This window comes from Streptomyces sp. HUAS MS02, assembly GCF_055702265.1.
Window position 1 is genome coordinate 5,285,661 of sequence record NZ_CM146747.1, and the last position, 24,014, is coordinate 5,309,674.

At 70.3% G+C, this 24,014-nt stretch carries 25 protein-coding genes; 15 read left to right on the forward strand and 10 right to left on the reverse strand.

Features of this window, described 5'->3' with window-relative positions; genetic code table 11:
- The first annotated feature begins 247 nt into the window (after positions 1-247).
- On the forward strand, positions 248-1,090 hold the full coding sequence (locus ACZ9QC_RS22750) for a winged helix-turn-helix domain-containing protein (RefSeq protein WP_472914803.1): 843 nt from the start codon (positions 248-250) through the stop codon (positions 1,088-1,090).
- Between the two features lie 64 nt (positions 1,091-1,154).
- Here ACZ9QC_RS22750 and ACZ9QC_RS22755 read toward each other — a convergent pair whose 3' ends face one another.
- Positions 1,155-1,346, reverse strand: coding sequence for a hypothetical protein (locus ACZ9QC_RS22755; protein ID WP_215456424.1), 192 nt, complete (start codon positions 1,344-1,346; stop codon positions 1,155-1,157).
- Between the two features lie 175 nt (positions 1,347-1,521).
- Between ACZ9QC_RS22755 and ACZ9QC_RS22760 the strand changes: the two genes are divergently transcribed.
- Both ACZ9QC_RS22760 and ACZ9QC_RS22765 read left to right on the forward strand, forming a co-directional pair.
- On the forward strand, positions 1,522-2,412 hold the full coding sequence (locus ACZ9QC_RS22760) for a GntR family transcriptional regulator (protein ID WP_472914804.1): 891 nt from the start codon (positions 1,522-1,524) through the stop codon (positions 2,410-2,412).
- Positions 2,361-3,179 carry an HAD family hydrolase gene (locus ACZ9QC_RS22765; RefSeq protein ID WP_472914805.1) on the forward strand — a complete coding sequence of 273 codons (819 nt, stop codon included), beginning with the start codon at positions 2,361-2,363 and terminating at the stop codon, positions 3,177-3,179. The genes ACZ9QC_RS22760 and ACZ9QC_RS22765 overlap by 52 nt, the downstream gene beginning before the upstream one ends.
- Here ACZ9QC_RS22765 and ACZ9QC_RS22770 read toward each other — a convergent pair.
- Complete coding sequence (locus ACZ9QC_RS22770) at positions 3,079-3,417, reverse strand: HAD family hydrolase (RefSeq protein WP_472921765.1); 339 nt, start codon at positions 3,415-3,417, stop codon at positions 3,079-3,081. The two genes, ACZ9QC_RS22765 and ACZ9QC_RS22770, sit on opposite strands and share 101 nt — an antisense overlap.
- On the opposite strand from ACZ9QC_RS22770, the gene ACZ9QC_RS22775 reads away from it, so the two are divergent.
- From ACZ9QC_RS22775 to ACZ9QC_RS22790, 4 genes are all read left to right on the forward strand, one after another.
- Positions 3,304-3,711: a hypothetical protein gene (locus tag ACZ9QC_RS22775; protein ID WP_472921990.1), complete on the forward strand. Its 408-nt coding sequence runs from the start codon at positions 3,304-3,306 to the stop codon at positions 3,709-3,711. The two genes, ACZ9QC_RS22770 and ACZ9QC_RS22775, sit on opposite strands and share 114 nt — an antisense overlap.
- A 268-nt stretch (positions 3,712-3,979) precedes the next feature.
- Positions 3,980-5,080, forward strand: coding sequence for a phosphotransferase (locus ACZ9QC_RS22780; protein WP_472914806.1), 1,101 nt, complete (start codon positions 3,980-3,982; stop codon positions 5,078-5,080).
- Positions 5,081-5,189: 109 nt separating this feature from the next.
- The gene (locus ACZ9QC_RS22785) at positions 5,190-5,765 is read left to right on the forward strand and encodes a TetR family transcriptional regulator (protein ID WP_472921766.1); all 576 of its coding nucleotides are present in this window, start codon (positions 5,190-5,192) and stop codon (positions 5,763-5,765) included.
- Positions 5,766-5,846: 81 nt separating this feature from the next.
- On the forward strand, positions 5,847-8,084 hold the full coding sequence (locus tag ACZ9QC_RS22790; protein ID WP_472914807.1) for a HelD family protein: 2,238 nt from the start codon (positions 5,847-5,849) through the stop codon (positions 8,082-8,084).
- Positions 8,085-8,207: 123 nt separating this feature from the next.
- Here the strand turns inward: ACZ9QC_RS22790 and ACZ9QC_RS22795 are convergent, their stop codons facing one another.
- Positions 8,208-9,104: a nitroreductase/quinone reductase family protein gene (locus ACZ9QC_RS22795; RefSeq protein WP_472914808.1), complete on the reverse strand. Its 897-nt coding sequence runs from the start codon at positions 9,102-9,104 to the stop codon at positions 8,208-8,210.
- Positions 9,105-9,584: 480 nt separating this feature from the next.
- Positions 9,585-10,187: a DinB family protein gene (locus ACZ9QC_RS22800; protein WP_472914809.1), complete on the reverse strand. Its 603-nt coding sequence runs from the start codon at positions 10,185-10,187 to the stop codon at positions 9,585-9,587.
- Positions 10,188-10,488: 301 nt separating this feature from the next.
- Between ACZ9QC_RS22800 and ACZ9QC_RS22805 the strand changes: the two genes are divergently transcribed.
- A complete protein-coding gene (locus ACZ9QC_RS22805; protein WP_472914810.1) occupies positions 10,489-10,842 on the forward strand; it encodes a hypothetical protein in 354 nt (117 codons plus the stop codon).
- A gap of 48 nt (positions 10,843-10,890) precedes the next feature.
- On the opposite strand, the gene ACZ9QC_RS22810 is transcribed toward ACZ9QC_RS22805, so the two are convergent.
- Positions 10,891-11,784 carry a GNAT family N-acetyltransferase gene (locus tag ACZ9QC_RS22810; protein WP_472914811.1) on the reverse strand — a complete coding sequence of 298 codons (894 nt, stop codon included), beginning with the start codon at positions 11,782-11,784 and terminating at the stop codon, positions 10,891-10,893.
- 551 nt (positions 11,785-12,335) lie between these two features.
- Here ACZ9QC_RS22810 and ACZ9QC_RS22815 point away from each other — a divergent pair.
- From ACZ9QC_RS22815 to ACZ9QC_RS22830, 4 genes are all read left to right on the forward strand, one after another.
- On the forward strand, positions 12,336-12,878 hold the full coding sequence (locus tag ACZ9QC_RS22815; RefSeq protein WP_472914812.1) for a toxin-antitoxin system HicB family antitoxin: 543 nt from the start codon (positions 12,336-12,338) through the stop codon (positions 12,876-12,878).
- A 94-nt stretch (positions 12,879-12,972) separates the two neighbouring features.
- Positions 12,973-13,809 carry a DUF4097 family beta strand repeat-containing protein gene (locus ACZ9QC_RS22820; protein WP_472914813.1) on the forward strand — a complete coding sequence of 279 codons (837 nt, stop codon included), beginning with the start codon at positions 12,973-12,975 and terminating at the stop codon, positions 13,807-13,809.
- Positions 13,810-14,191: 382 nt separating this feature from the next.
- Complete coding sequence (locus ACZ9QC_RS22825; RefSeq protein WP_472914814.1) at positions 14,192-15,220, forward strand: ATP-binding cassette domain-containing protein; 1,029 nt, start codon at positions 14,192-14,194, stop codon at positions 15,218-15,220.
- Positions 15,217-16,035, forward strand: coding sequence for an ABC transporter permease (locus ACZ9QC_RS22830; protein WP_472914815.1), 819 nt, complete (start codon positions 15,217-15,219; stop codon positions 16,033-16,035). Before ACZ9QC_RS22825 ends, ACZ9QC_RS22830 begins: the two co-directional genes overlap by 4 nt.
- Before the next feature lie 161 nt (positions 16,036-16,196).
- Here ACZ9QC_RS22830 and ACZ9QC_RS22835 read toward each other — a convergent pair whose 3' ends face one another.
- The 3 genes from ACZ9QC_RS22835 to ACZ9QC_RS22845 form a co-directional block, all read right to left on the reverse strand.
- Positions 16,197-16,700: an NUDIX hydrolase gene (locus ACZ9QC_RS22835; RefSeq protein WP_472914816.1), complete on the reverse strand. Its 504-nt coding sequence runs from the start codon at positions 16,698-16,700 to the stop codon at positions 16,197-16,199.
- A gap of 223 nt (positions 16,701-16,923) precedes the next feature.
- Complete coding sequence (locus ACZ9QC_RS22840) at positions 16,924-17,070, reverse strand: hypothetical protein (protein ID WP_472914817.1); 147 nt, start codon at positions 17,068-17,070, stop codon at positions 16,924-16,926.
- Positions 17,055-18,410, reverse strand: coding sequence for an alpha/beta hydrolase domain-containing protein (locus ACZ9QC_RS22845; protein WP_472914818.1), 1,356 nt, complete (start codon positions 18,408-18,410; stop codon positions 17,055-17,057). Before ACZ9QC_RS22845 ends, ACZ9QC_RS22840 begins: the two co-directional genes overlap by 16 nt.
- A gap of 582 nt (positions 18,411-18,992) precedes the next feature.
- On the opposite strand from ACZ9QC_RS22845, the gene ACZ9QC_RS22850 reads away from it, so the two are divergent.
- The 3 genes from ACZ9QC_RS22850 to ACZ9QC_RS22860 all read left to right on the forward strand — a co-directional run bounded on the left by ACZ9QC_RS22850 (position 18,993) and on the right by ACZ9QC_RS22860 (position 20,885).
- Positions 18,993-19,556: a helix-turn-helix domain-containing protein gene (locus ACZ9QC_RS22850; protein ID WP_472914819.1), complete on the forward strand. Its 564-nt coding sequence runs from the start codon at positions 18,993-18,995 to the stop codon at positions 19,554-19,556.
- A 146-nt stretch (positions 19,557-19,702) separates the two neighbouring features.
- Positions 19,703-20,317, forward strand: a complete 615-nt coding sequence (locus ACZ9QC_RS22855; RefSeq protein WP_472914820.1) for a hypothetical protein — start codon at positions 19,703-19,705, stop codon at positions 20,315-20,317.
- 223 nt (positions 20,318-20,540) lie between these two features.
- On the forward strand, positions 20,541-20,885 hold the full coding sequence (locus ACZ9QC_RS22860; RefSeq protein ID WP_184898323.1) for a DUF2516 family protein: 345 nt from the start codon (positions 20,541-20,543) through the stop codon (positions 20,883-20,885).
- A gap of 49 nt (positions 20,886-20,934) precedes the next feature.
- Here ACZ9QC_RS22860 and ACZ9QC_RS22865 read toward each other — a convergent pair whose 3' ends face one another.
- Together ACZ9QC_RS22865 and ACZ9QC_RS22870 are read right to left on the reverse strand one after the other, a co-directional pair.
- Complete coding sequence (locus ACZ9QC_RS22865) at positions 20,935-22,251, reverse strand: PP2C family protein-serine/threonine phosphatase (protein WP_472914821.1); 1,317 nt, start codon at positions 22,249-22,251, stop codon at positions 20,935-20,937.
- 590 nt (positions 22,252-22,841) lie between these two features.
- Positions 22,842-23,957, reverse strand: a complete 1,116-nt coding sequence (locus ACZ9QC_RS22870) for a C40 family peptidase (RefSeq protein ID WP_472914822.1) — start codon at positions 23,955-23,957, stop codon at positions 22,842-22,844.
- Between the last annotated feature and the right edge of the window lie 57 nt (positions 23,958-24,014).

The window sequence follows — 24,014 nt, forward strand, 5'->3', positions numbered from 1 at the left end:
GATCGGTCGGTCTGGGTGATGGTCGGCGGCAGTTGCCAGAGTCACCAACCATCCGAAAGTTTAACCATGTTGCGAAAGTTGGCGACCAACTTCACCTTACTTATCTCCGCTTGGAGTCGTCTCATAACCACCTTCCCGCGAACTGCCCAAAGATGGCGAGAAGTTGTAGTGTTTGTGCGTGGAGCGGGAACGCACGGCCGTCGATGGGCGGAAGTCGTCACAGCGGCCCCAGAGGTCACACCACGAGGTGGCCGACGTGTTGCGCGGCCGGATCAGGTCCGGCGAGCTGCGACCGGGACAGCGCATGCCCACACAGGCGAAGCTGGCCGACGAGTTCGGCGTCGAGCGCGGCGCCGTGCGCCAGGCCCTGCGCATCCTGCAGTCGGAGCACCTGCTCACCAACGTTTCCAAGGGCAGCCCGGCGACTGTCGCCCCACGCCTGGGCACGGCGGCCGTCGGCGGTCCGGGAGCGGCCCCGCGGCCGACGATGGTGGAGCTTGCCCCTCGCATATCCGCCGCCTTCGCGGCCCCGCACGTGAAGATCGACGCGCTCTGTCTGACCTCCGTGTCCCTCACGCTCGCCGTGAGTGAGCCGTTGCGCGAGATTCACGCGGGGCGCATAAAACCGGCCAGAGTCGATGTCCGGGTGATGCTGCCCAGCCGGGACATCCCGCTCGCCTTCCCGGCCCCGGTCGACGCGTCCGTCGACGGCCGGCTGCAGCGCCGTTGGCTGGCCCAGCGCAACGCCCAGGGCCAGGTCCTCAAGCACAACCTGCTGGCCCTGCGGTCCACGCACGGCGTGGACGTCCATGTGTCCTTCCGCGCGCTGCCCTTCACACCGCCCGTGAAGCTGTACCTCCTCAACGGGCGGGAGGCGCTGTTCGCGTACTACACGGTGCAGCGGAAGGAGGCCGAAGTGGACAGTGAGCAGCTGGAGATGTACGACGCCGAGGGCACTCAGTCCACGCTGTTCGCGTTCGAGCGGAGCGCGGTCGCCGAGCCCCGGGACACGACCTTCGTGGAACAGTCCCGCCTGTGGTTCGACGCGCTCTGGGACACCATCAGCTCGGACCTGCTGCTCACGAGCTGACGGTCCACGGCCACCGGCTGACGGCCGCCGGCACCGGCTTCCTCCTGCTCGAGAGCGCGTCGCCTCACATCGCCGGTCCGGCGAACATCACCGCGAGGATGACCGCTCCGATCGAGCTGCACGTGTGGTTGTTGGCCTTCAGCCCGATGGTGAGGAACAGCAGGCCGACGATTCCCAGGGTGCCGTAGCGCCACTCGACGAAGCGCTGGAAGGCGATGACGGCGAGGGCGGAGACGAGGGCGATGGCAGCGGGCATGGTGGTACCTCCTCCGAGGGGCTGGCGCGGGCGGGGCGGTGCGGAAGCGGTGTGGGGGAGAACTCTGCCAACTTGACCAAGTTGGCGGCCAACTTTGTTTAAATGGTTCCCACTTGGTCTATGTTCATAACCACCTTCCCGTGAACTCCCCAAAGATGGGTGAGAGTTGTAGCGTTTGGTCGTGACCCAGGAGAACGTTGCAGTGAACGGCAGCAGAAAGCTCTCGTCCCAGGAGATCGCCGCCACCCTGCGGGAGCGCATCCGCAGCGGCGACCTCCGGCCCGGCGAGCGCCTGCCCACCCAGGCCGAACTGGCGGAGGAGTTCGGCGTGGAGCGCGGCACGGTCCGTCAGGCCCTGCGCGCGTTGCAGGACGACGGGCTGCTGAGCAACGTGAGCAAGGGGAGCCCGCCCCGGGTCGCCGAGGTCGGCCACCACGCGGGCAACGAGCCCCAGCCGACGATGGTGGGCCTCGGCCCCCGTCTGGCCGAGGCTTTCTCCGCGCCGCACGTCCGCATCGACGCGGCCTGTCTCACCGCCGAGACCCTGATGCTGGCCCTCGGCGAACCGGTCCGCCGTATCCACGAGGGAACGATCCGCCCGGAGTCCATCGACGTCCGTATCCTCCTGCCCTCCCGAAAGATCAACCTGGCGTTCCCGGTGCCGGTCGAGGGGCGCGGCGAGGACGACGAGGAGGATCCCGTCCACAAGCGCTGGCTCGACCAGCGCAACGCCCAGATCCGCGTCCTGCGCCACAACCTCCAGGCCCTGCGCACCTCGCACAAGCTCGACGTCCGCGTGACGTTCCGGGCTCTGCCCTTCACGCCGCCCGTCAAGCTCTACCTCCTCAACGGCCGGGAGGCCCTGATCGCCTACTACATGCTCATGAAGCGCGAGGAGCAGATGGCGGACGGCCCCCTGGAGATGTACGACGCCTTCGGCACCCAGTCCCTCCTCTTCTCCTTCGAGAAGGAGACCGGCCCCCGGGACGCCGCCTTCGTCGAGCAGTCGCAGCAATGGTTCAACGCCCTCTGGGAAACCATCACGACGGACCTGACACTCTCCTAGTGACTCCTGACACGGCTGATACGGCGCAGACTGAACCGGTGACAGAAGAGACAGCGGCCGCAGCGGCCCTTCGAGAACTGATCACACCCGTCCGCTTCGTGCTCTGGGACCTGGACGGGCCGATCTGTCGACTGTTTTCCGGGCACCCCGCGCACCAAGTGGCGCGAGACCTGGTGGAGTTGATCGACAGGCGCGGGCTGGGCGGTCTGCTGACGGAGCGGGAGCGGAGTACGGCCGACCCGCAGGTGGTCCTCCTGGGGCTGGCCCGGCGCCATCCGAGCAGCGACCTGATCATCGACGTGGAGAAGTGGCTCACCCAGCAGGAGCTGACCGCCGCGCCCAAGGCGTACCCCACCACCTGGGCCGACCCGCTCATCCGGACCTGGTCCCGGCGGGCCAGGTTCGCCATCACCACCAACAACTCGGCGCTGGCGGCCGCCCGTTACATCGCGACCCGGGGCCTCACCGACTGCTTCCCGTACATCTACGGCCGTACGCGCGACCTCGACCGGATGAAGCCGCACCCCCACACCCTGCGCCTGGCCCTCAACGCGATGGGCGCCGAACCGTCCCGCGCCCTGATGCTCGGCGACGCCCCCACCGATTTCGAGGCCGCCCGCGACGCCGGCGTCCCCTTCCTGGGCTACGCGCGTAACGAGGGCAAGCTCAAGGCCCTCCTGGACGTCGGCGTCCCCCTGGCCCACACGGTGAACTCACTGAAGCCGGTTCTGGACGTCCTGCGCACGCAACTGCCGGATCAGGCCTGAACCATGAGGAGGACGAAGACGAGCGCGGCCCACAGGGCCAGGCGCTGTCGTTCGACCCGGAGGGACACGGCCGCGACGACGAGCGGTCGCGGCCGCAGACCGCCTCGAACCTGCGGGACATCCCGTGAAGTTCGAGGAAATCGCGTACAGGTCCTTCGGCGTTGTTCGTCACGATCGCCAGCCGTTTCCCCTCCCCCGACAGGGTGTCCAGCAGCAGCGGGACCCCCGGTGCCGGCACCGCGCGGCCCACGGCCTCGGCCTCGTACCGCGTGACGATGTCGCTCGCCGTGCGCAGGACGGCGGGGTCGAGCGCGGCGCCCCCGTCGTGGTCCAGCATGTCCCTGAGGAGCTGGAGGACGCCGTGCGAGTCGTCGCACGCCTCCACGGCGGGGGCGAGCGCATTCCACTTCTTCCGCGCCATGGCCTTGATCTCCATGGCGACGGGCCCGGTCGACCGTCCGGCGAACAGATCGCAGACCGGGCCGTCGAAGTCGAGGAGGACGGCTTCGGCCCTGCCGAGCGGCCCGCGTGACCGGGGCGGCTCGGTCGTCTCGTCAAGGGTGGGGTTCATGGCACTCATCGGGGTCAGTGTGGTGCAGCCGACCGCCCGACCCGTGGGTGGGACACCTTCGGACAGGCGCGCGACGCGTGTCAGTACGGGGCGGGGCGCGTGAGCGTTCAAGTGGTGGAAGGCCGCCTGCCAATGCCTGGCTTCTGGCACGATGCTCGCCCACGAAGGAGTAACGTGCCTCCACTTCCTGGATTTCACCACGGGTGCGACCACGGCGAGAGAACGGGCGATGCCAGCTGATTCGGATTCCACGGGGCGGCGCCGCGCCGGTGAGATGAGCGCCGACCCGGGTGAGGTGGAGGGACCGCTCAGCGGCTACCACCACGAGACCTATGTCTTCCGCCTGCCGCCCGAGGCCGGTGTCGGGGAGGGCGGACGCTGGAAGTGCCGTGAGCCGCGCGAGAGCCTGCTGTGGTTCGACCGGCGCTGCTTCGACTCGGAGGAACGCCTGCTCACCGAGCTTCAGGGGCGTATCGACAACATTCCCGACCTCATCGAGGTCGAGGGCACCGTCCTCCAGCGGTTCATCGAGGGAGAGACGCTCGGGGCGCTCCACGCGTCCGGCACAACCGTCCCCGAGGAGCAGTTCGAGCAGATCCTCACCCTGTTCCGGCAACTGGTCGCCGTACGCCCTCGCACCCTGCTGGTGAAGCGGAGGTGCGAGGGGCAGGACCGCGCGCGGGAGAGCGACAGCGCGGGATTCCTCGACCGGCTGATCTGCTTCACCGAGGACCGGGTGTACGGGGAGAACCTGCCGGAGTACGGGGACCTGTTCGCGGATCTGCATCTGGACCACGACTCCTTCAAGCAGCTCAGGAAGCACGTGTCAGGCCTGAGCGAGCGCCCCTTCTGCCTCCTGCACGCCGACCTTCACCGGGAGAACCTCGTCGTCGACCGCGAGCGGCGGCTGTGGGCCATCGACTGGGAACTCGCGATGTTCGGCGACCCGCTCTACGACCTCGCCACCCACCTCTACCTGATGCGCTACCCGCGGGAACAGGAACGGCGCATGACGGAACGCTGGTGCGCGCTCGTGGAGGGCGTCCGCCCGGGAAGCTCCCGAGGCTGGCAGGACGACCTGCCGAAACTCCTCGACTACAAGAAGGCGCAGTCGGTGTTCACCGACGTCATCCGCACCTCACAGGCGCTCCGCCTCGCGCCCACGGCGGATCGCCCGGCGTACCAGGCCCTGCTCCGCCGCGCCAGCCGGGCGCTCCGTGACGTGCTGAGCAGGGGCGCGTACCCCCTGGGTGTCGAACAGGTCCCGGGCGTGCCGGCGATCGAGGCCGCGCTCACCCGGTGGCTCCGGACACCCGCCGGTAGTGCCTAGGCTCGACGGCATGAGTGAGAGCGGGAGCGGACGCGGCGGGGGCGGTGGGGGCGGCGGTGGGAGCCTGAGCCCGCAGCGGAGCGGGCTGCGGGAGCGCAAGAAGCTGCGGATGTACGAGACGGTGTCGGACGTGGCGATCCGGCTGTTCCTGGAGAAAGGGTTCGACGCGGTGTCCGTGGCCGAGGTGGCCGCGGCGGCGGAGATCTCCAAGCCGACGCTCTTCCGGTACTTCCCGGCCAAGGAGGACCTCGTCCTATACCGGATCGCCGATCACGAGGACGAGACGGCGCGGGTGGTCGCGGGCCGGGCCGCGGGGGAGTCCGTGGTGGGGGCGGTGCGGGCGCACTTCCTGGAGGGACTGGCACGGCGGGACCCGGTGACCGGGCTCAACGACCATCCGCAGGTGCTCGCGTTCCACCGGCTGCTCTACGGGACGCCGTCGCTGGTGGCGCGGGCGTACGGCCATCTGGAGCGGGCCGAGGCAGCGCTGGCCGAGGTGCTCGGGGGCGGGCTCGACGCGCGGGTCGCCGCCGGGCAGATCGTGACCGTACGGCGGGTGCTGGCGGAGGAGAACCGGCGGCGGGTGGAGCGGGGGGAGCCGGTCGAGGAGGTCGAGCGGGACGCCGTCGCGGCCGCCGTGCGGGTGTTCGGGCGGTTGGAGGGGGCCCTGCCGCTCGGGGTGTGATGAAGGGGGTTCGCACCGAGGAATTGCGATCCTCGGTAATAAATTTAACTCGGTTACATTTTTTTCGGTACGCTCGGCGGAATGACGCCTCCTCGCGCATCCGCCGACCCTGCCGACCCCGCTGACGCTGCTGACCCTGCCGCTGATGTCGCCGATGTGGCCCTCCTCCAGGACGCCCTGGCCCATGAACGCGCGTACCACGACACCTGCCGTGCCGCTCTCGCCGCCATGGTCGAGGGGGCGGACGAGCAGGTCGTCGTCGGTGAGGACGTCTCCGCCTCGGGCGCCGACGCGGAGGTGCTCGGGTACCGGCTGCGCAGCCGGGCCAAGGAGATGCGCGAGCTGCCGGAGGGGCCGTTGTTCTTCGGGCGGCTCGACTTCGCCGCTCGGGCCCCCGGTGACCACGCCGGGCAGAGCTATCACCTGGGGCGGCTGCGGATCAGCGAGGACCCGGCCGTGCCGCCGCTCGTGGTGGACTGGCGGGCCCCGGTTTCGCGGGCCTTCTACCAGGCGAGTTCCCGTGATCCCCAGGGCGTCGCCGTCCGACGCCGCTTCGGGTGGGCGCCGGGGAGCCGGGGGGACTCGGCGGACCTGACGGGGTTGGAGGACGAGCATCTGGAACGCCGGGCGCCCGCCCCGGACGACCCACGCCCCGCCTCTGCTGCGGCTTCCCCGGGCAGCCTCCTCGCCGCCGAGATCGAGCGGCCCCGGCTCGGGCCGATGCGGGACATCGCCGCCACCATCCAGCCCGAGCAGGACGATCTGGTGCGGGCCGACCTCGCGACCTCCGTTTGTGTGCAGGGCGCCCCCGGCACCGGCAAGACGGCCGTCGGGCTGCACCGCGCCGCGTACCTGCTCTACACCCACCCCCAGCGCATCCGCCGCGGCGGACTGCTGATCCTCGGCCCCAACCGCACGTTCCTCTCGTACATCGCGGAGGTGCTGCCCGCGCTGGGCGAGACGGGCGTACGGCAGTCGACGGTCACGGACGAGATCGCCCGGCATGAGGTGAGGGCGTGGGACGAGGAGCGGGCGGCGGTGGTGAAGCACGACGCGCGCATGGCGGAGGTGCTCCGGCGTGCGCTGTACGTCGGGGTAGCGGGCGGCGGGGTCGCGGGCGGCGGCGAATCCGGGAACGGGTTGGATCGGTCGGGGGCGTCGAGGGCGTCGGGGGCGTTCGACTCCCTCGTCCTGGCGGAGGGCTCGTACCGCTGGCGGGTGGCCGGGGACGAGCTGCGGCGGATCGTGACGGACGTACGGGCCGAGCAACTGCCGTACGACGTCGGGCGGGAGCGTGTCCGGGCGCGGGTGGTCCGGCTGCTGCAGGAGCAGGCGGAGCGGCGGGCCGGGCCCCGCCCGAACGCGTGGCTGTACCGGATCTCGCGGTCGCGGCCGGTCGGCGCGTACGTGGACGCCGTATGGCCGAAGGTCCGGCCGGAGGAGGTCGTGGCGCGGCTGCTCGGTGACCCGGACGTGCTCGCGGACGTGGCGGAGGGGCTGCTCGACGCGGACGAGCAGAAGGCCGTCAGCTGGGCGAAGCCGCCGCGTACCTGGCGGTCGGCTCGCTGGTCGGCCGCCGATCTCGTCCTTCTCGACGAGGTCGCGGGGCTCCTCGCCCACCCCGACGGCTACGGCCATGTCGTCGTCGACGAGGCTCAGGATCTCTCCCCGATGGAGTGCCGCGCGATCGCCCGCCGGGCGGCCTACGGGTCGGTGACCGTCCTGGGCGACCTGGCCCAGGGCACGACGCCGTGGGCCGCCCGCGACTGGCCCGGACTCCTTGCCCACCTGGGCAAGCCGGGCGCCCGTGTCGTTCCTCTGACCACCGGGTTCCGGGTGCCGCAGGCCGTCGTGGGACTGGCGAACGGGTTGCTGGGGAGGCTGGGGGTGGAGGTGCCGGCCGCCCGGTCCCTGCGGAGGGACGGGGAGCTGCGGATCAGGAGCGTTCGCGGAGAGGACGTCGTGGCTGAGGGCGTCGTCGCCGATGGCGTCGTCGCCGAGGTCGTGGCCGCCGTGCGGGACGCGCTCGGGTGTGAGGGGTCCGTCGGGGTCATCGCGGTCGATGGGCCCGATGTCGTACGGCTGCGTCAGGCGCTCGACGAGGCCGGGATCACGACGGGTGGGCCGGACGAACTACGTTCGCGGGTCGCTGTGTTGGGGGCCGGCGTCGCGAAGGGCCTGGAGTACGACCATGTCGTGGTCGTCGAACCGGCGGCGATCGCGGAGGCCGAGGAACGGGGGCTGCACCGCCTGTACGTCGTCCTCACCCGGGCGGTGTCGCGTCTGGACGTGGTGCACGCCCGTGCGTTGCCGTGGTGACTGACGTACGGGCGTGCGTTGTGGGTGACGGTATGGGCATGCGCTGTGAGGTGACGTGCAGAGGTGTGCGCCGCTCGTCGGTGCTTCACGCGGTTCGACGGGCCCGCCTCCGCGCCGCCGCCCTCACGAGTCTACGGTCTCGCTCTCGCGCTCCGCCCCCCACTCCTCGGGCTTCGCCGCGGCCTCCAGGACTGGGATCAACTGCTCCTCCTCGTAGGCGAGATGGGCTTCGAGGTCCTCGACGAGGCGCTCCACCTCGGGGAGTACGGCGGCGGGGGCGGCGTCCTCGGCCGTCACCACCCGGCGCAGTTCCTCGACGAGGACGGTGATGCGCTCGTGCTCCTCGTGGAGGCGGCTCAGGGTCGGGGCCAGCTCGGGGTGGCGTTCCCCCAGGAAGGGGAACAGGCCCATGGCCTCGCCGTCGTGGTGGTTGTGCAGACCCTGGCAGAAGGTGAGGCAGTTGACGCGGAGCTGGGCACCGAGGCCGGCCCTGCCGCCGCTGGCGGTCAACTCCTTCTTGATCAGTCCGAGTTCGCGCCGGAAGGCGTCATGGACGACCTTGAGGGCCTCGCCCATGGAGTCGGCGTTGATGTTCGGCGGGCCGGCCACGGGGACCTCGCGCAGGGCGACGACCGGGATCGTACGGTCCGTCTTCGCCTGGTACTCGGCCCACCCCGGCTCGTCCTCGACGGCTCGTGCGAAGGCCCGGTCCCGCTCTTCGCCGTGCAGTACGACGGCTTCGGCCTCGTAGGTGAAGGCCCCGGTCTCCACGGTCACCCGGGGGTCGGCCGTGATGTTCCGGTACCAGTCGGGGTGCTTGGGCGAGCCCCCGGCCGACGCGATGACCAGGATCGTGCCGTCGCCGTCGGGGAGGTAGCCGAGGGGAGTCGTGTGCCGCTTGCCGGTACGCGCGCCGGTGGTGGTCAGGAGGATCAGGCGGGCGCCTTCGAAGTAGCCGCCGACCTCGCCGTGACGGGCGCGGAATTCGTCGATGACTTGCTGGTTGAAGGGGTTGGGCATTCTCTGCTTTCGGGGTTGAGGGCGACACGGTTCGTTGGTTCGTCGCGGAATGCGGGCAGGGGTGATTGCCACGGCGCGCGGTTCAGCGTGTTGCCGACGGAATGCATGCGTACTCAATGCACGCTGAAGGGATTCGTGTCGACGGAATGCGTGCTGAAGGAATGTTCGTAATGTTCGGAACATTCGCCGACGGAATGTGTGCCGACAGAACGTGCGGCGAAATAGGGCGCGCTGTGGTGTGGTGAGGTGAGGCGCGGATGGCGCAAGGGGTTCGACGCGCGCGGCAGCAACACCGAGGGGTGAGAACGGTGTTGGAGGCAGATGTTGAGCGCGCGGAATTCAACGGGCGGGCTCCTGGCCCGCCCCGGCCTCACTCGGAGGCCGGGTAACCCATCCGCTCACGGCACAAGGCCGACCCGGCAGTCATGCGCCCACGATAAGGGGTGGGGGCAGGGCCGGGCAATATGTATTCCGCCGGAATTACGGAGCCTTTCCGTCGGCCTCCTTGGCCGCGCGTTCCACCCGGTCCCGGTACTCCTCCCACCACGCCGGGTCGTTGGACGGGAGACTGGGACTGCCCTCGCTTATGCCCGCCGCGCCGTCGATGAGTTCCCGGAGGATGTCGGCCTGCCCGGCGTGCCGGTGGGTGTCGGCGATCACGCGGACGACGGCGTGGTGCAGCGTCATCTCGTCCCGGTCGTCGGGCCACCACGGCACCCGGCCGACGGTGTCCAACGGCAGCGCGTCGATGGTGGCGTCCGCGTGGACCCAGGCCCGGCGGTAGAGGCCCACGATGTCCTCGCGGGACTCGGCGGCGGTGGCCCACATGTCCGAGTTGAGCTCGGCGGCATCGGCGAGCCAGGGCAACGCCTCGCCCGACGGGCGCGCGAAGGTGTCGCCGAGATAGCCCAGTTCGATACCGGCGGCGTGCTTCAGCAGCCCGAGGATGTTGGTGCCGGTCGGTGTCATCGGGCGGCGGGCGTCGTACTCCGACAGCCCGTCGAGCTTCCACACCAGGGCATCGCGGGCGGACTGCAGATAGCGGAGGAGGTCGGCCTTGGCGTCAGTGTCGGCGGTGGTCATGACCCCAGTCTCCGGCCCACACGATCTTTGTCCACCGCCCCTCAACGCTCCCGGCTCCCCGCTTCCGTTCACGTTCCCTGTTTCGAGTTCCCTGTTTCGAGTTCCCCGGTTCGTGCTCCGCGCTCCGCTGCCTCGGCCACCCATTGCCCACCGCCCGCCGCTCAGTAGGCTGATGGCCATGGACGCGTTCTTACCTCCCCGCGTACGTCGGGCACCGCGCCGCTGGGCCGTTTGTCCGAGGGCCGTTCGTCCGAGGACGGTTCGTCCGAAGACGGTTCGTCCGAAGGCGGGACGCTGATCCATGGATACGGTGCCGCTGATCGCGGGAGGCGTCGTCGTGCTCGGCCTCTGCCTCCTCCTCGCGGATCGCGTCCTGCTGGCCATGGAGGCCAGGGGCTGGATCTACTGGCGCAGGACCAAGACTCTGTCGTCCCTCGGTGCCGAACTGGTCCAGGAGATCGACCCCGGAGCCCAGGCCGTCAGGCGCGGCATGGAACAGGAACGCGTACGCAAGAACGTCAGGCCGGCCGAGGACCCGCCCTTCCGGGTGGACCTGGACGGGGGGACGGTGCGCATCCGACGTCCAGGTCCACCACCCGGCTCCGACACACGCGCACCGCACCCACCCGCGGATCCGTCGCCGGAAGCCCCGTAGCGCGCGGCCTCAGGCAACGGCTTCAGGCAACGGCTTCAGGTAGCGGCCTCAGGCAGCGGCCTCGGTCGAGGCGGACGGGAATTCGTACACCGTGAAGTCGGTGAGGCGGACGTATCCGAGGCGCTGGTAGAGGGCGTTGCTGGTGGGGTTGCCGGGGTCTGTGAAAAGCACGACGTCCTTCGCGCCCGCGGCCAGCGCGGCGCGGCTCACCTCGACCGTGACGGCCCCCGCGTAGCCGCGACCCCGGAGGTGGGCCGGGGTGTAGACCGGGTCCACCCTGACCATGCCGCCGACGATCGAGGTGGCGGCCGCCATGGAGACGGGCGTGCCGTCCGGGGTCTGCCAGAACGTGAAGTTCCTGTCGCCGAAACGCGAGTCGTCCCAGGCGCCCGCGTCGATCAGGTCGATGGAGTACTGCTCCCCGACCTCGACACAGAACTCACGGCACCACCGGACGAGTTGCTCACGGTCCTGCTCTCCCGCGAGGTGGCCCCGGCCCTCCGGGAAGGGGTCCTGCGGGGTGAGCGTGCCGAGGCGGTAGAGGTGCAGCCGCGTGGTGACCACCGGCTCCGCGCCCATCCGCCGCTGCCAGGCCTCGGCGAAGGCGGTCGACGCGTCGTGGTCCGCGCTGACGCCGGGCACGGGGCGTCCCAGGTCGGCCAGGCGGGCGGCGAGCGCGTCGGCCTGATCGGCTGCCATGGAGGTGAGGCTCAGATAGCCGGTCGGGATGCGCTGGTAGCAGCCGGCGTGGACCTCGCCGTCGAGCTCCAGCCGGCCGAACACGGGTGGTTCGGCGGGGTTCGCGGACACCCCGTTGGCGCGGTGCTTCTCGGTCACCGTCAGGTGCATGGTGTGCAGGGCGGGGCGCGAGCGCAGGAAGTCCCCGGCTCGGGAGAGGAACTCGTGGACGTCTTCGGTGAGGTGCCAGTCATCCGGGCGCATGCGTTCATGATTTCGCGCACCGCGCGGGTGCCTCGTGCTTTTCCGCCAGGACGAGGCAGCGGGGCCGCCCGTGGGGAGCGAAGCCCGGCGCGGCCCTCGGTGGTGCGGGGGACGGGAGCGCGGGGGAGGCCCTCGCGGAGATCGTTGTCCGGAAAACGCCGACGCGGCCGTACCCAGCTCCCTGGCGTCCCGTGGTGCCACGTCGGCGTTCTGTGATGCCATCGAGAGTCACGTGGTGCCACGTGGTGCCACGCCGTGTCATGTGGCGCCATATGGCGCCGCGCTGGTGTTGTGCTGGCTTGGTGCTGGTGTTGTGCGGGGTGCCACGCCGCGCCAAGCGGTGCCATGTGACGCCACACGGCGCCATCCTGCACCACTCGCGACGACTGCCGACTCACTCGGGGCTTTGCTGGTGCCAGCTCTGGCGTCCATCTCGGAAGCGTGTCTGACCTGCGATAATTCGCCCAATGAACCCCGGGGCGCCCATCCTCGACCGCCGGCTTGCGCCAACTCGGCTTCACATGGCGCCATGCATGTGCCATGATGGCGTCATGGACCTCACCCCGTATGTCGACCGCCTCCGTCAGGAGCTCGTCGTCGCCGCCGAGGCCGGCGGTGACGAGGCCCGCGCGCTGGCCGAGCGGCTCGTCGCGCCCCTGGACTCCGCCACCCGCCTCACCCTCCTCACCGCCCTCTCGGCGGCGATGAGCGAGGTCACCCGGGAGCTGGCACCCGGCTCGGTCGACGTACGACTCCGTGGCGCCGACCCGGAGTTCGTGGTGACCCTGCCGACCACCCCGGTCCAGGATGTGACGGCGCCCTGGACCGAGGCGCCCGCCCCGCCCCCCGCGCCGGAGGGCGACGACGGCGCCTCGGCCCGCATCAACTTCCGCCTCCCGGCCCACCTCAAGGCCCGTCTGGAGGAGGCGGCCGGCCGCGAAGGGCTCTCGGTCAACGCCTGGCTGGTCCGCGCCACCTCCGCCGCGCTCACCCCGGGGCCCGGACCCGGACCCGGCACCCGTCCGGGCCCGCCCCCCGCCTCCACGCCGAACCGCGCGACCGGCGACCGGAACTTCACGGGCTGGGTCCGCTGAACCACCGGGCCGGAGCCCTGTCTCCGCCCGCCCGCGCGTCCGTCCGCCCCGCACCACCGTCACCCACCCCTCCAGAGAGGACGGGAGATCCGTCATGCCTTCCTACGAAACCCCCGAGGCGATCACCGCCATCGTCGAGTACGCGATCGGCAACGCCCGGATCATCGCCACCGACGGCACCGAGACCTTCGTCGACGTCCAGCCCTCCAACCCGTCCTCCGAAGCGGACCTCAAGGCCGTCAAGCAGACGAAGGTGAACTGCTCCGGCGGTGTCCTCACCGTGAAGGGCCCGCGCAAGAGCACGCCCTTCGGGAAGATCGGCGGCATCGACATCACCGTCTCCCTGCCGACCGGCTCCACTCTGGAGGGCACCACCCAGGTCGGTGACTTCCACTGCTCCGGACGCCTCGGCGAGACCCGACTGAAGACCTCGGTCGGCGACCTCCACGTCGAGGAGACCACCACCGCCCGGCTCAAGAGTGAACTCGGCATGGTCCACCTGGACCGCGCCACCGGCTCGGTCGAGATCATCGCGGCCGGCCGCGTCACCGTCGGCACGGTGGAGGGCGGCCTGGTCGTCAAGAACGGCAACGGGGACACCGAACTCGCCGAGATCACCGGCACGTTGGAGGCCTCCGCCGCGAACGGGCGTATCGATGTCGGCACCGCCCACTCCGATGTGGAGGCCAAGTCGGCCAACGGCGGTATCCGACTGGGCCGGGTCACCCGGGGCCGGGTCACCCTCCGCGGCTCCGTCGGTGACCTGGAGGTCGGCATCCCGGAGACCACCGCCGCCTGGCTCGACGTCCACACCGACGTCGGTGTCCTGCGCAGCGCCCTCGGCACGGCCGCAGGCCCCGGCGACGCGACGGACACGGTGGAGGTCACCGCCCGCACCGCCGTCGGCGACATCCACATCCGCCGCGCCTGACCGGCGGGGGCGTACGCCCATAGCCCCCGCCGGGCCCCACCCCACCCCACCCCGTCCCGCCTCGTTTCTCCGCCGGAGCCCAGCACCTGCTCCCCCGGGCCCCGCCTCTCCGTCTCCGCCGGGCCCGTTTCAAAGCCAGCGGCTCATCGCTCTGCTGGGGCTCGTCTCCCGGCCGACGCGCGTCCCTCTCATGAGGCTCGTCTCCCGGCCGGCGCCCGTCTCTCTGCTGCGGCTCGTCTCCCGGCCGACGTCAACGCTCAGCCCGCGCGCGTATCCCCGTAGAACGGCAACTCTTCTCCCCTCCCACGCGCCCCCCTTCTCCCACTCCACCAAGGAGCTATCTGTCATGCCCACATCAAAATCACCCGCATCGAAGTCACCCATGCCGATGTCGAAGTCGCCCACATCGGAGTTGTCCGGCGCGTCAGACGCCACCCGCGCCCCGCGCCCCCGCCGCACCTCGGCCGCCGCCGCCGGTCTCACCGCCACCGGCCTCACCAAGTCGTACGGCGACAAGCAGGTCCTGCGCGGTATCGACCTCGACATCCCGGGCGGCACCGTCTTCGCCCTGCTCGGCCCCAACGGCGCGGGCAAGACCACGACAGTCCAGATCCTGTCGACGCTCATCGCCGCCGACTCCGGCACCGCCCGCCTCGCCGGTCACGACCTGGACCGCGAAGCCGACGCCGTACGCAAACTCATCGGTGTCACGGGCCAGTTCGCCGCCGTCGACAACCTCCTCAACGCCGAGGAGAACCTGATGCTCATGGCGGACCTGCACCATCTGTCCCGCCGCGAGGGCCGACGCCGCGCCGCCGACCTGCTCGCCCGCTTCGACCTCACCGAGGCCGCCCGCAAGCCCGTCGCCACCTACTCCGGCGGGATGCGCCGCAAGCTCGACCTGGCGATGACGCTGGTCGGCGACCCACGGATCATCTTCCTCGACGAGCCCACGACCGGTCTGGACCCGCGATCCCGCCGCACCATGTGGGAGATCATCCGCTCCCTGGTCGACGAGGACGGCGTGACGATCTTCCTCACCACCCAGTACCTGGAGGAGGCCGACCAACTGGCCGACCGCATCGCCGTGCTCGACGGCGGAAAGCTGGTCGCCGAAGGTACGGCGGAGGAGCTGAAGCGGCTGATCCCAGGCGGTCACATCTTGCTCAGGTTCGCCGACCCCGGGGCTCTGGAACTGGCCGCCTCGCACTTCGCCGCGACCGCCCGCGACGACGAGGAACTCACCCTCCAGATCCCCTCCGACGGCACCGTCGTCACCCTCCGCGCGGTCCTGGACATCCTCGACGGCGCCGGCGTCACCCCCGAGGCGCTCTCGCAGCACACCCCGGACCTCGACGACGTCTTCCTCACCCTGACCGGCGACAAGCAGCAGCAGGAGATCTCCCGATGAGCAGCATCAGCTACGCCGCCCGTGACTCCGTCACCATGTTCCGCCGCAACATGAAACGAGCGATCCGCTATCCGTCCGTCGTCATCACCATCGTGATGATGCCGGTCCTCTTCCTGCTCCTGTTCAACTACGCCTTCGGCGGCGCGCTCGGCGCCGGCATCCAGGGGCCGCAGGCGCCGCAGGGTGGTCAGGGTGGCGATATCGACTCCATCAACTACATCGACTACGTCGCACCCGGCATCATCCTGATGACCGTCGCCACCGGCTGTATCGGAGCCGCCCTCGGCGTGTGCATGGACATGACCGAGGGCATCGTGAACCGCTTCCGCACCATGTCGATCTCCCGGGCGTCGTTCCTCACCGGCCACGTCCTGGGCACTCTGGTCCAGACCGTCGTCGGCACCGTCGCCGTCACAGGTGTGGCCCTGGCCATCGGCTTCCGGCCGAACGCCACCGCCGTGGAGTGGCTCGCCGCCGCCGGCCTGCTGACCGTGCTGGCCCTGGCCCTGACCTGGCTCTCGGCCGGCATGGGCCTGGTCGCCAAGACCGTCGAGTCCGCCAGCAACATGCCGATGCCCATCACCTTCCTGCCGTTCCTGGGCAGCGCCATCGTCCCGACCGACTCCATGCCGACCGGCTTGCGCTGGTTCGCCGAGCACCAGCCCTTCACCCCCGTCAACGAAACCCTCCGCGGCCTGCTGATGGGCACCGAGATCGGCAACAGCGGCTGGATCGCCCTGACCTGGTGCGCGGCCATCGGCCTCACCGGCTACCTCTGGTCCAAGTCCGCTTTCAGGCGGGGCGTCCGCAGTTGACCCGACGGCCCGCTCCGCCTCCGCTGAGGTGGAGCGGGCCAATCGTGGTCAGCCCGGCATCCTGGCCAGGGCATGTCTGGATCGCTGAGCACGACAACTGTCATCAGATTCGCATCGTCCTTGGCGTCTACCGCTCCTATTGCAAGCAAATGCGGGCAAGGTCAGGACTGCGCGCTCCGGAATGCGAGAAACCGGCTGAAGGCCTCGTGGCTGTCGGGGGTGAAGCGCCACTCCTGTAGGGCCGACCGCAGCTCAGGCTCCGTCAGCCAGCCATGCCAGGCGACCTCATCGGGATCGGGGACCACCGCATCCGGCACCACGGCTTCGTGCACACCCAGCCAGTGAGGGCTCAAACCGCTGCGATTGATGAACGTGAACAGCAAGCACGGCCGCACGCGGATGCCCAACTCCTCAGCCAGCTCCCGCGCAGCGGCCTGTTCATAGGACTCACCGGCATCCACGGCGCCACCGACCACGACCTCGTTGAGCCCGGGGAAACGAGACAGCTGCTCCGACCGCCGGTGGACGAGAATCCGCCCACGCTCATCACGACACACCGTCACGGCGACCCGATGCAACCAACCCGCCCGGATGGCCTGTCGGCGGCTGACCACCACCCCCAGAACACGATCTTGACCGTCGACACGCTCCACCAGTTCATCCACGACGCACACCCTGGCAGAGCCCACCGACAGCGCCGCCGTCCGGCGACACGTGGACGGCGGCCAGAGAGCACCGGCACCAAAAGGCCGACGCGGATGACGACAGACGCCCTGACCGGCGGTGCCCGGAGTTGAGTGAGACGGGACTTGGAGATGTGTCTCACTCAAGTCCGGGCAGGAAGCCGTGCTCGCAGGGTCGGGTGGTGGGCGCCGGGGCGTTATGGGCTCAGGTGTCGGCAGGTGTGGCGTCGAGGGCGGCCAGGTCGAAGCCAGCCTCGGCCAGGACGTCGGCGGCGACTCCGCGGCCGACCTGGGCGAGTCCGATCAGCAGGTCGTGGCTCCGTCCTGCCCAGTCGTTCAGCCCTCGGAGCATGGTGTGACGGACACGAAGGCGTCGTAGTGGTCGCGGTACGTCTCCGTGTATGTCGACGGCGGGCACAACGCCGCGCGCCGCCGCATCACGCGAGCGTCCTCGGGGAGGATGTACCGCGCCTTCACATACGCGCGCACCTTGGCGTCGAAGGCCCTGCGGTATGCCCTGTGGTCGGCGAATCCGAGCTGCTGCACAGTGCGCACGTCGTCGTAGGAGCCAAAGAAGCCGGTGGTGTACCGGGCCTCGCCGAGTTCGACGAACGGCAGGCGGGGGACTGCCCGGCCGGTGCCGTCCTCGGTGATCGCGTTGCCGCGTGCGTCGCGGGCGACGGTGCCGTCGTCCAGGGTGCGCAGCCGTGTACTGGCGGGAGGCGCCGAGCTCCTGCGCAGCACCCACTCGTGCCCCTGGAGGAAGTGCGCGCGCAGCGCGGGGTCCCAGGTCGCAGGCGTGGTTCCGGCCGCAGGCAGGCCTGGCGGGTTGGCGTCGAGCAGATCGGGGATGTGCGGGGATCCCGCGACGGTGTAGAAGCGGTACTGCTTCGGCGCGATGCCCTGGTCGGTGAGGGTGGAGGCGTCGTCCGCCTCCGAGTTCACGACGACGACCTTGCCCTTGTAGCGGCCGGCGGCGATGTCCGCCTGCGGGTCGAAGAAGTCCGTGGTGAACGGCATGGCGAGGTCGAAGACACCCGAGGCGTCACCGGACGCGATCAGCCGCAGAACGGGGTAGGAGCTGTCGGAGAAGCCCGCCACGTACCGCCGGGACAGCTTGCCCACCGTCTTCGGCGTGCCGGACAGGGCGCGGGCGAACACCGTGATGATCTCGTCGTCGACGCGCGCCCCTTCCTCGTCGAAGCCACCCTCGATGAAGGTCCCGGGCACCGACGGGTCCAGGATGCGGTTGGCCAAGGTGCTCCAGCCGATTCCCGCGTGTACAAAGCCGCGGGTGAAGAGGAGCTCGGGGCGCAGGTACCCGTTGAGCGTGCCGAGACCGACGGCGAAGTGCGGCGGCTCCACCAGCACCGTGCCGTTGGTACGGCGCGGGTCCTTCGGGGCGCTGATCCGGTACGGGACGCGGAACCGTCCGGTGGACGTCCGCCCCTCGAACACGCCGTCGTACCGGACGTAGGGGAGCCCGCCGAAGGTGCCGAGCGGTGTGACGGTGGGCGAGCCGAGCCGCCCGCCAGTGGTGTCCGGGGCGACCGGGGACGGTGACGGCTGCCGGGGGGCAGCCTCGGCGGACGGTGCCAGCAGGGCCAGGCCCAGGACGGCCGGGAACAGCGCGCGCAGGGCCACGCGGGCCCGCCGTACCCCTGGCCGCGAGCCGGAAAGATGCCAGAACATCAGTGCTCCTCCTGTGGTCCGCCTGGTGCGGGTCGTCGGTGTGCCGTGCCGGGCCCAGCCGATCACCTTCCGTCGCCCACGGCCTTCCGGCCACGTCCGAAGGGGGAAGGTGCTGCGCTGCATGGCCCAACTGCCCCTGGCCACGGGGTTCCGCATTCCTGACCCAGGACGAGCGGTGCCCGAGGGCCGCACCTGCCGAGTTCAGCCACCGAACGGTGCGAAACTCACCGACGGGCTGCGCACCGCGAGGGAACGCGGCAACACCGCGCCGCATCCTGGACGGCCGGGCGGAGGTTTGCCTGGTCCGACGGCAGCGAAGTGCCCCGCTCGTCCGTAGTAGTGCTTCAACCCAGCCCAGTTGACTGAATCCCATCCCGTCCACCTGCGCGCGGCCCCACCGCCGTGTTATCCACGAAGCTCAAGTGAGGCCGCAGCGACCTTCACGCCTGTGGCCGCGCTGTGCCAACCACGGCTGCGAAGTGTCAACCATCGCGAGCAGTCACACCGTCCCGCGCAGTGGTGTAGCGCACTTTTGCAAGCGGGTGCTTGCAATAGTTAGCGGGGGTGGGGCATGGTGGAGGCATGGCATCGCTCAACGTCGGCAATCTCGGTGAGTACCTGCGTGAACAGCGGCGAAACGCGCAGCTGTCGCTCAGGCAGCTCGCCGACGCCGCCGGGGTGTCCAATCCGTATCTGAGCCAGATCGAGCGCGGGCTGCGCAAGCCGAGCGCGGAGGTGCTGCAGCAGGTCGCCAAGGCGCTGCGGATCTCCGCCGAGACGCTGTACGTGCGGGCCGGCATCCTCGACGCCGAGCGGGACCGGGACGAGGTCGAGACGCGCGCCGTCATCCTCGCCGATCCCACGCTGAACGAGCGGCAGAAGCAGGTGCTGCTCCAGATCTACGAGTCCTTCCGCAAGGAGAACGGATTCGAGATCGGAGTCGAGGCCGGATCCGAGATCGGATCCGAGGTCGGGGTCGGGGCCGCGGCGGAAAGCGGCATACGGATCGACGCCGAAACAGCTGCCACAGCGACGGCGGCGACGGCGCCGGTGACGACGGATACCGCGGGCGTCGAAGACACCCCGGCCCCCGGCTCTCACAAGGCCGACGGAGGCGATGCCGGTCCGCGGCGGACGGCGAGCTGACCACGCCTACCGCGAAACCGAAGTCCAGACCGAAGCCGAAGCCCAGGCCCAAGCCCAAGTCCAGACCGAAGTCGAAGCCCAAGCCGTCGAACCGGACCGGAACGACTACAAACCCTCAGCAGCAAGCAACCCGGAGGACCCTCACCATGGCCATCACCGACGACATCCGCAAGGCCGTCACCGACCCGACCCCCCTCTACTTCGCCGCCGGCACCGCCGACCTCGCCCTCCAGCAGGCGAAGAAGGTCCCCGGCCTCGTCGAGCAGCTGCGTGCCGAGGCGCCGGCCAAGATCGACGCCGTGCGCCAGACGGACCCGAAGGCCGTTCAGGAGAAGGCGACCGCCCGCGTCAAGGAGACCCAGGAGAACCTCCAGACCAAGGTCACCGAGATCATCGGCACCCTCGACACCGACCTGAAGAAGCTCGGCGAGAGCGCTCAGGACCTCGCGCTGCGCAGCGTCGGCGTCGCCGCCGAGTACGCGGTGAAGGCCCGCGAGGCGTACGAGCGCGTCGCCGAGCACGGTGAGCAGGCCGTGCGCACCTGGCGCGGTGAGGCCGCGGAGGAGATCGAGGAGCTCGCGATCGCCGTCGAGCCGAAGTCCCAGCCGGTCGAGGTCAAGGACGAGCCGGCGGCCGCGAAGCCGGTCCCGGCCCAGGCCGCGCCCGCCCCCGCCCCCGCCGCCGCCAAGAAGCCCGCGCCGAAGAAGGCTCCGGCGCGCAAGACCACGGCCGCGAAGAAGACCACCCCGCCCGCCAAGTAAGCGGAAGGGCGAGCTGCCGAGTGGGCGACATAGCCGACGACGGAGTCGGCGACAGAGCGAGGGGTACGCGTGCAGGTACGTGCGTAGTGCCTCTCAGTACCTCGCGGTACGGAGACGGGCCGGGCACCTTTGGGGTGGCCGGCCCGTTCTACGGGTACGGTGGCCGCGTGGGAGAAACGGTCGGTATGCGGATGCGTGAACGGAACGGGCGGTGGTGGGCACCATGCTGATGAACGGCTTCGCGGGGTTCATGGGGCTGTTGCAGCTCGCTGTGATCGCACTCGCCGCGTTCGCGCTGATCGACGCCACCTTCCGGCGGGAGGACGCCTTCCGCGCGACGGACAAGCAGACCAAGGTCTTCTGGCTGATCATCCTCGGGATCGCGCTCGTCGTCAGCCTGCTCTTCCCGCTGCTGTCGTTCCTCCCGATCATCGGCCTCATCGCCAGCATCGTGTACATCGTCGACGTACGCCCCGCGGTGCGGCAGATCTCCGGCGGCGGTGGCCGCGGCGGCAACCGGGGCTCCAGCAGCGACGGCCCGTACGGCCCCTACAACGGCGGCCGGTGACCTCCTCCGAGGTCGTGCCTCGTCCGTCCTCGTCCGAGGCCGAGCCTGCTCAGGCTTCCCGGTCCAGCAGGAGGACCGCCACGTCGTCGGTCAGTTCGCCGCCGTTGAGGTCCCGGACCTCGTTCACGGCGGCGCGCAGCAGCTCCTCGCCGCGCAGACCCTCGGCGAGCTGGCGGCGGACCATCTCCACCATGCCGTCCTGACCCAGCCGTTCCTTGCCCTGGCCGATCCGGCCCTCGATCAGGCCGTCGGTGTAGAGCATCAGACTCCACGCGGCGCCCAGTTCGATCTGGGTGCGCGGCCAGCGGGCGTTCGGCAGCAGACCGAGGGCCGGGCCGCCGTTGTCGTACGGCAGCAGCTCCGCCGGCGGGGTCGGTCGGCCGCCCTGGCCGTGGCGGACGATCAGCGGTGCCGGGTGCCCCGCGAGGCAGAGGCCCGCGCGGCGACCGTCGGGGGCGATGTCGACCGTGCAGAGCGTCGCGAAGATCTCGTCGCTCTCGCGCTCGTGCTCCAGGACGCGCTGGAGCGTGGACAGCAGCTCGTCGCCGCAGAGCCCCGCGAAGGTCAGCGCCCGCCAGGCGATGCGCAGCTCCACGCCGAGCGCCGCCTCGTCCGGGCCGTGCCCGCAGACGTCGCCGATCATCACGTGCACGGTGCCGTCCGGGGTGCGGACGGTGTCGTAGAAGTCGCCGCCGAGCAGCGCGCGGGAACGGCCCGGCCGGTAGCGGGCGGCGAACCGCAGGGACGAGCCCTCCAGGAGGGGGGTCGGCAGCAGGCCGCGTTCCAGGCGGGCGTTCTCCTGGGCGCGCAGCTTGGACTCGGTGAGTCGGCGCTCGGCCGTGTCGGACCGCTTGCGCTCCACCGCGTAGCGGATCGCGCGGCTCAGCAGTCGGCCGTCCACTTCGTCCCGGAACAGGTAGTCCTGTGCGCCCACCCGAACCGCCTCGGTGCCGCGTTCGGCGTCGCCCGAGTCGGTGAGGGCCAGGACGGCGTGGCGGGGGGCCAGGTCCAGGACGTGTTTGAGGACGGCGAGTTCGTCGTCGGGGCGGTCGGCCGACTCGGTGTCCGGGTCGGTGGGGCGGGGCGGTGCCGGGAGTGCCAGGTCCAGGAGGATGCAGTTGACGTCGTCGGTCAGCAGCCGCTGGGCCTCGGTGAGGTTGCGGGCCGTGCGCACACGGATCGGCTTGCCCGCCGAGTCGAGCAGTTCGGGCACGTTGAGGGAACCCGCCGGGTCGTCCTCTATGAGGAGCACCGTGAGGTTGGTGGGGCCGGGCTGGGGGGCCGGGCCCGTGGCACCGGGGCCGACGGTGTCGGAGCCGGGCGGGTTTGTGGAGTTGTCTGCAGGGGCCAGGGCCGAGGCATTCATGGCAGCCCCCTCTCCGGACGGTCCGCTGGGCGCGGACACGGCGTGCGCCTGACCACTCTCCGCGGCCGGGATCGCTCTCTGCCGCGGTACGGGTACGGGCATCGTGTTGGGTTCCTTCCCTCCCCCCGAGGGCACGGCGGGCGAGGGACCTCGACCCACCGACGGGGACCTTAGCGTCAGGCGCCGCCGCAACGGAATGGGAGACGGGGCGCCGGGTGGTAAACAGCCGACGTCATATGCCGCATCCCGTACCGCACTTGGACATGGCAGGGCTTTCCCCTGGGATGACGAATGTCACGCGCCGGAGGTTGAGCCGGGTGACGAAGGTGTCGAGAGTCACGTGGGGTGGCTCACGGTGGGGATGTTGTGGGAGTGGGCGTGCGGTGCGGTGTGGGTGGGGTGCGGGGGTTTGGTGCGGTACGGGGGGTGTTGGGGGCGGGGGCGTTGGGGTGCGGTGTGGCGCGGGGGCGGCGCCGGGGGCTTGCCCTCGGTCTCCGGCTCAGCCCGTCGGCTCAGCCCTCCTCGGTCACCCTGGCCTCCGGCTCAGCCCTCCGCCTTGGTCGCCCCGGCCTCCGGCTCAGCCCGTCGGCTCACGCGTCCGGACGTACGACGCCCAGGATCCGCATCGTGCCCGCGCCCGCGATCGACACCTTCCGGTTCGGACGGGGGGCGTGGACGATGGAGCCGTCGCCCAGGTACATGGCGACGTGGCTGGCATCGGCGTTGTAGATGATGAGGTCACCGGGCCGCATGTCCTGGATGTCGATGTGCTTGAGCTGGCGCCACTGCTCCTGGGAGGTGCGGGGGATGGTCAGCCCTGCGGCGGCCCACGCCTCGCTGGTGAGACCGGAGCAGTCGTAGGTGTCGGGCCCCTCGGCGCCCCATTCGTACCACTTGCCTATTTGGTTCGTGGCGAACTCGACGGCCTTCTTCCCCTGCGGCGTCGCCTTGCCGTTGATCTCGGCGAGTATCCCGGAGTCCAGCCACGCCGCCTGTGACTTCTGCGCGGCCTCCTCCTCCAACTGCGCCAGCCGCTCCCGCTCTTCGTCCTCCAGCTGGCCTTCCAGCTCCTCGGCGGCGGCGATCTGTTTCTTGATCTTCTTCTTGGCCTTCTCCTTGGCCTTGCGATTGGTCTCCAGTTTTTCCCAGCGCGCGGAGGCGTCCTTGGAGTACTGCTCCAAGTCCTGCTGGGTCCGGGTCATTTCGGCGAGCAGACCCTTGGTCGCGAGCTGACCCTGACGCAGGCGGTCCGCCCCCTCCAGGAAGTCCTGGGGGTTCTCGCTCAGCCACAGCCGCACCTCGGCGGGGAGGCCGTTGCCCCGGTACTGGGCGCGGGCCGCGGCGCCGATGAGGTCCTGCAACTTGTCCAGCTTCTGCTGGCCCTTGACGACCTCGTGGGCCAGATCGACGAGCTCCTCGGACTGCTTGTCGGCCTTCTCCTCGGCTGCGTTGTACGCGTCAGTGGCGACCGCGGCGTCGTGGTAGAGGCCCTCCAGCTTGGTGCGGACGCGCTCCAACTCCTCGTTCGTCACCGGAGTCGAGCCGGGCGAAGGCGAGGACGAGGACGAGGGTGTCGGCGTCGGACTCGGGGTCGGCTCGGCCGGTTTCGTCTGGCTCGCGTACGCGGTGACCGGCGCGCCCAGTACGGTCATCGCGCAGACCACGGCCACGGCCGCCATGGTCAGGTTCCGCTTGCCGACTCCCATGCCTCTTGCCCCCAACCCCAATGGAAACAGAACTGATTAACCGTCAGTAACTTGCCG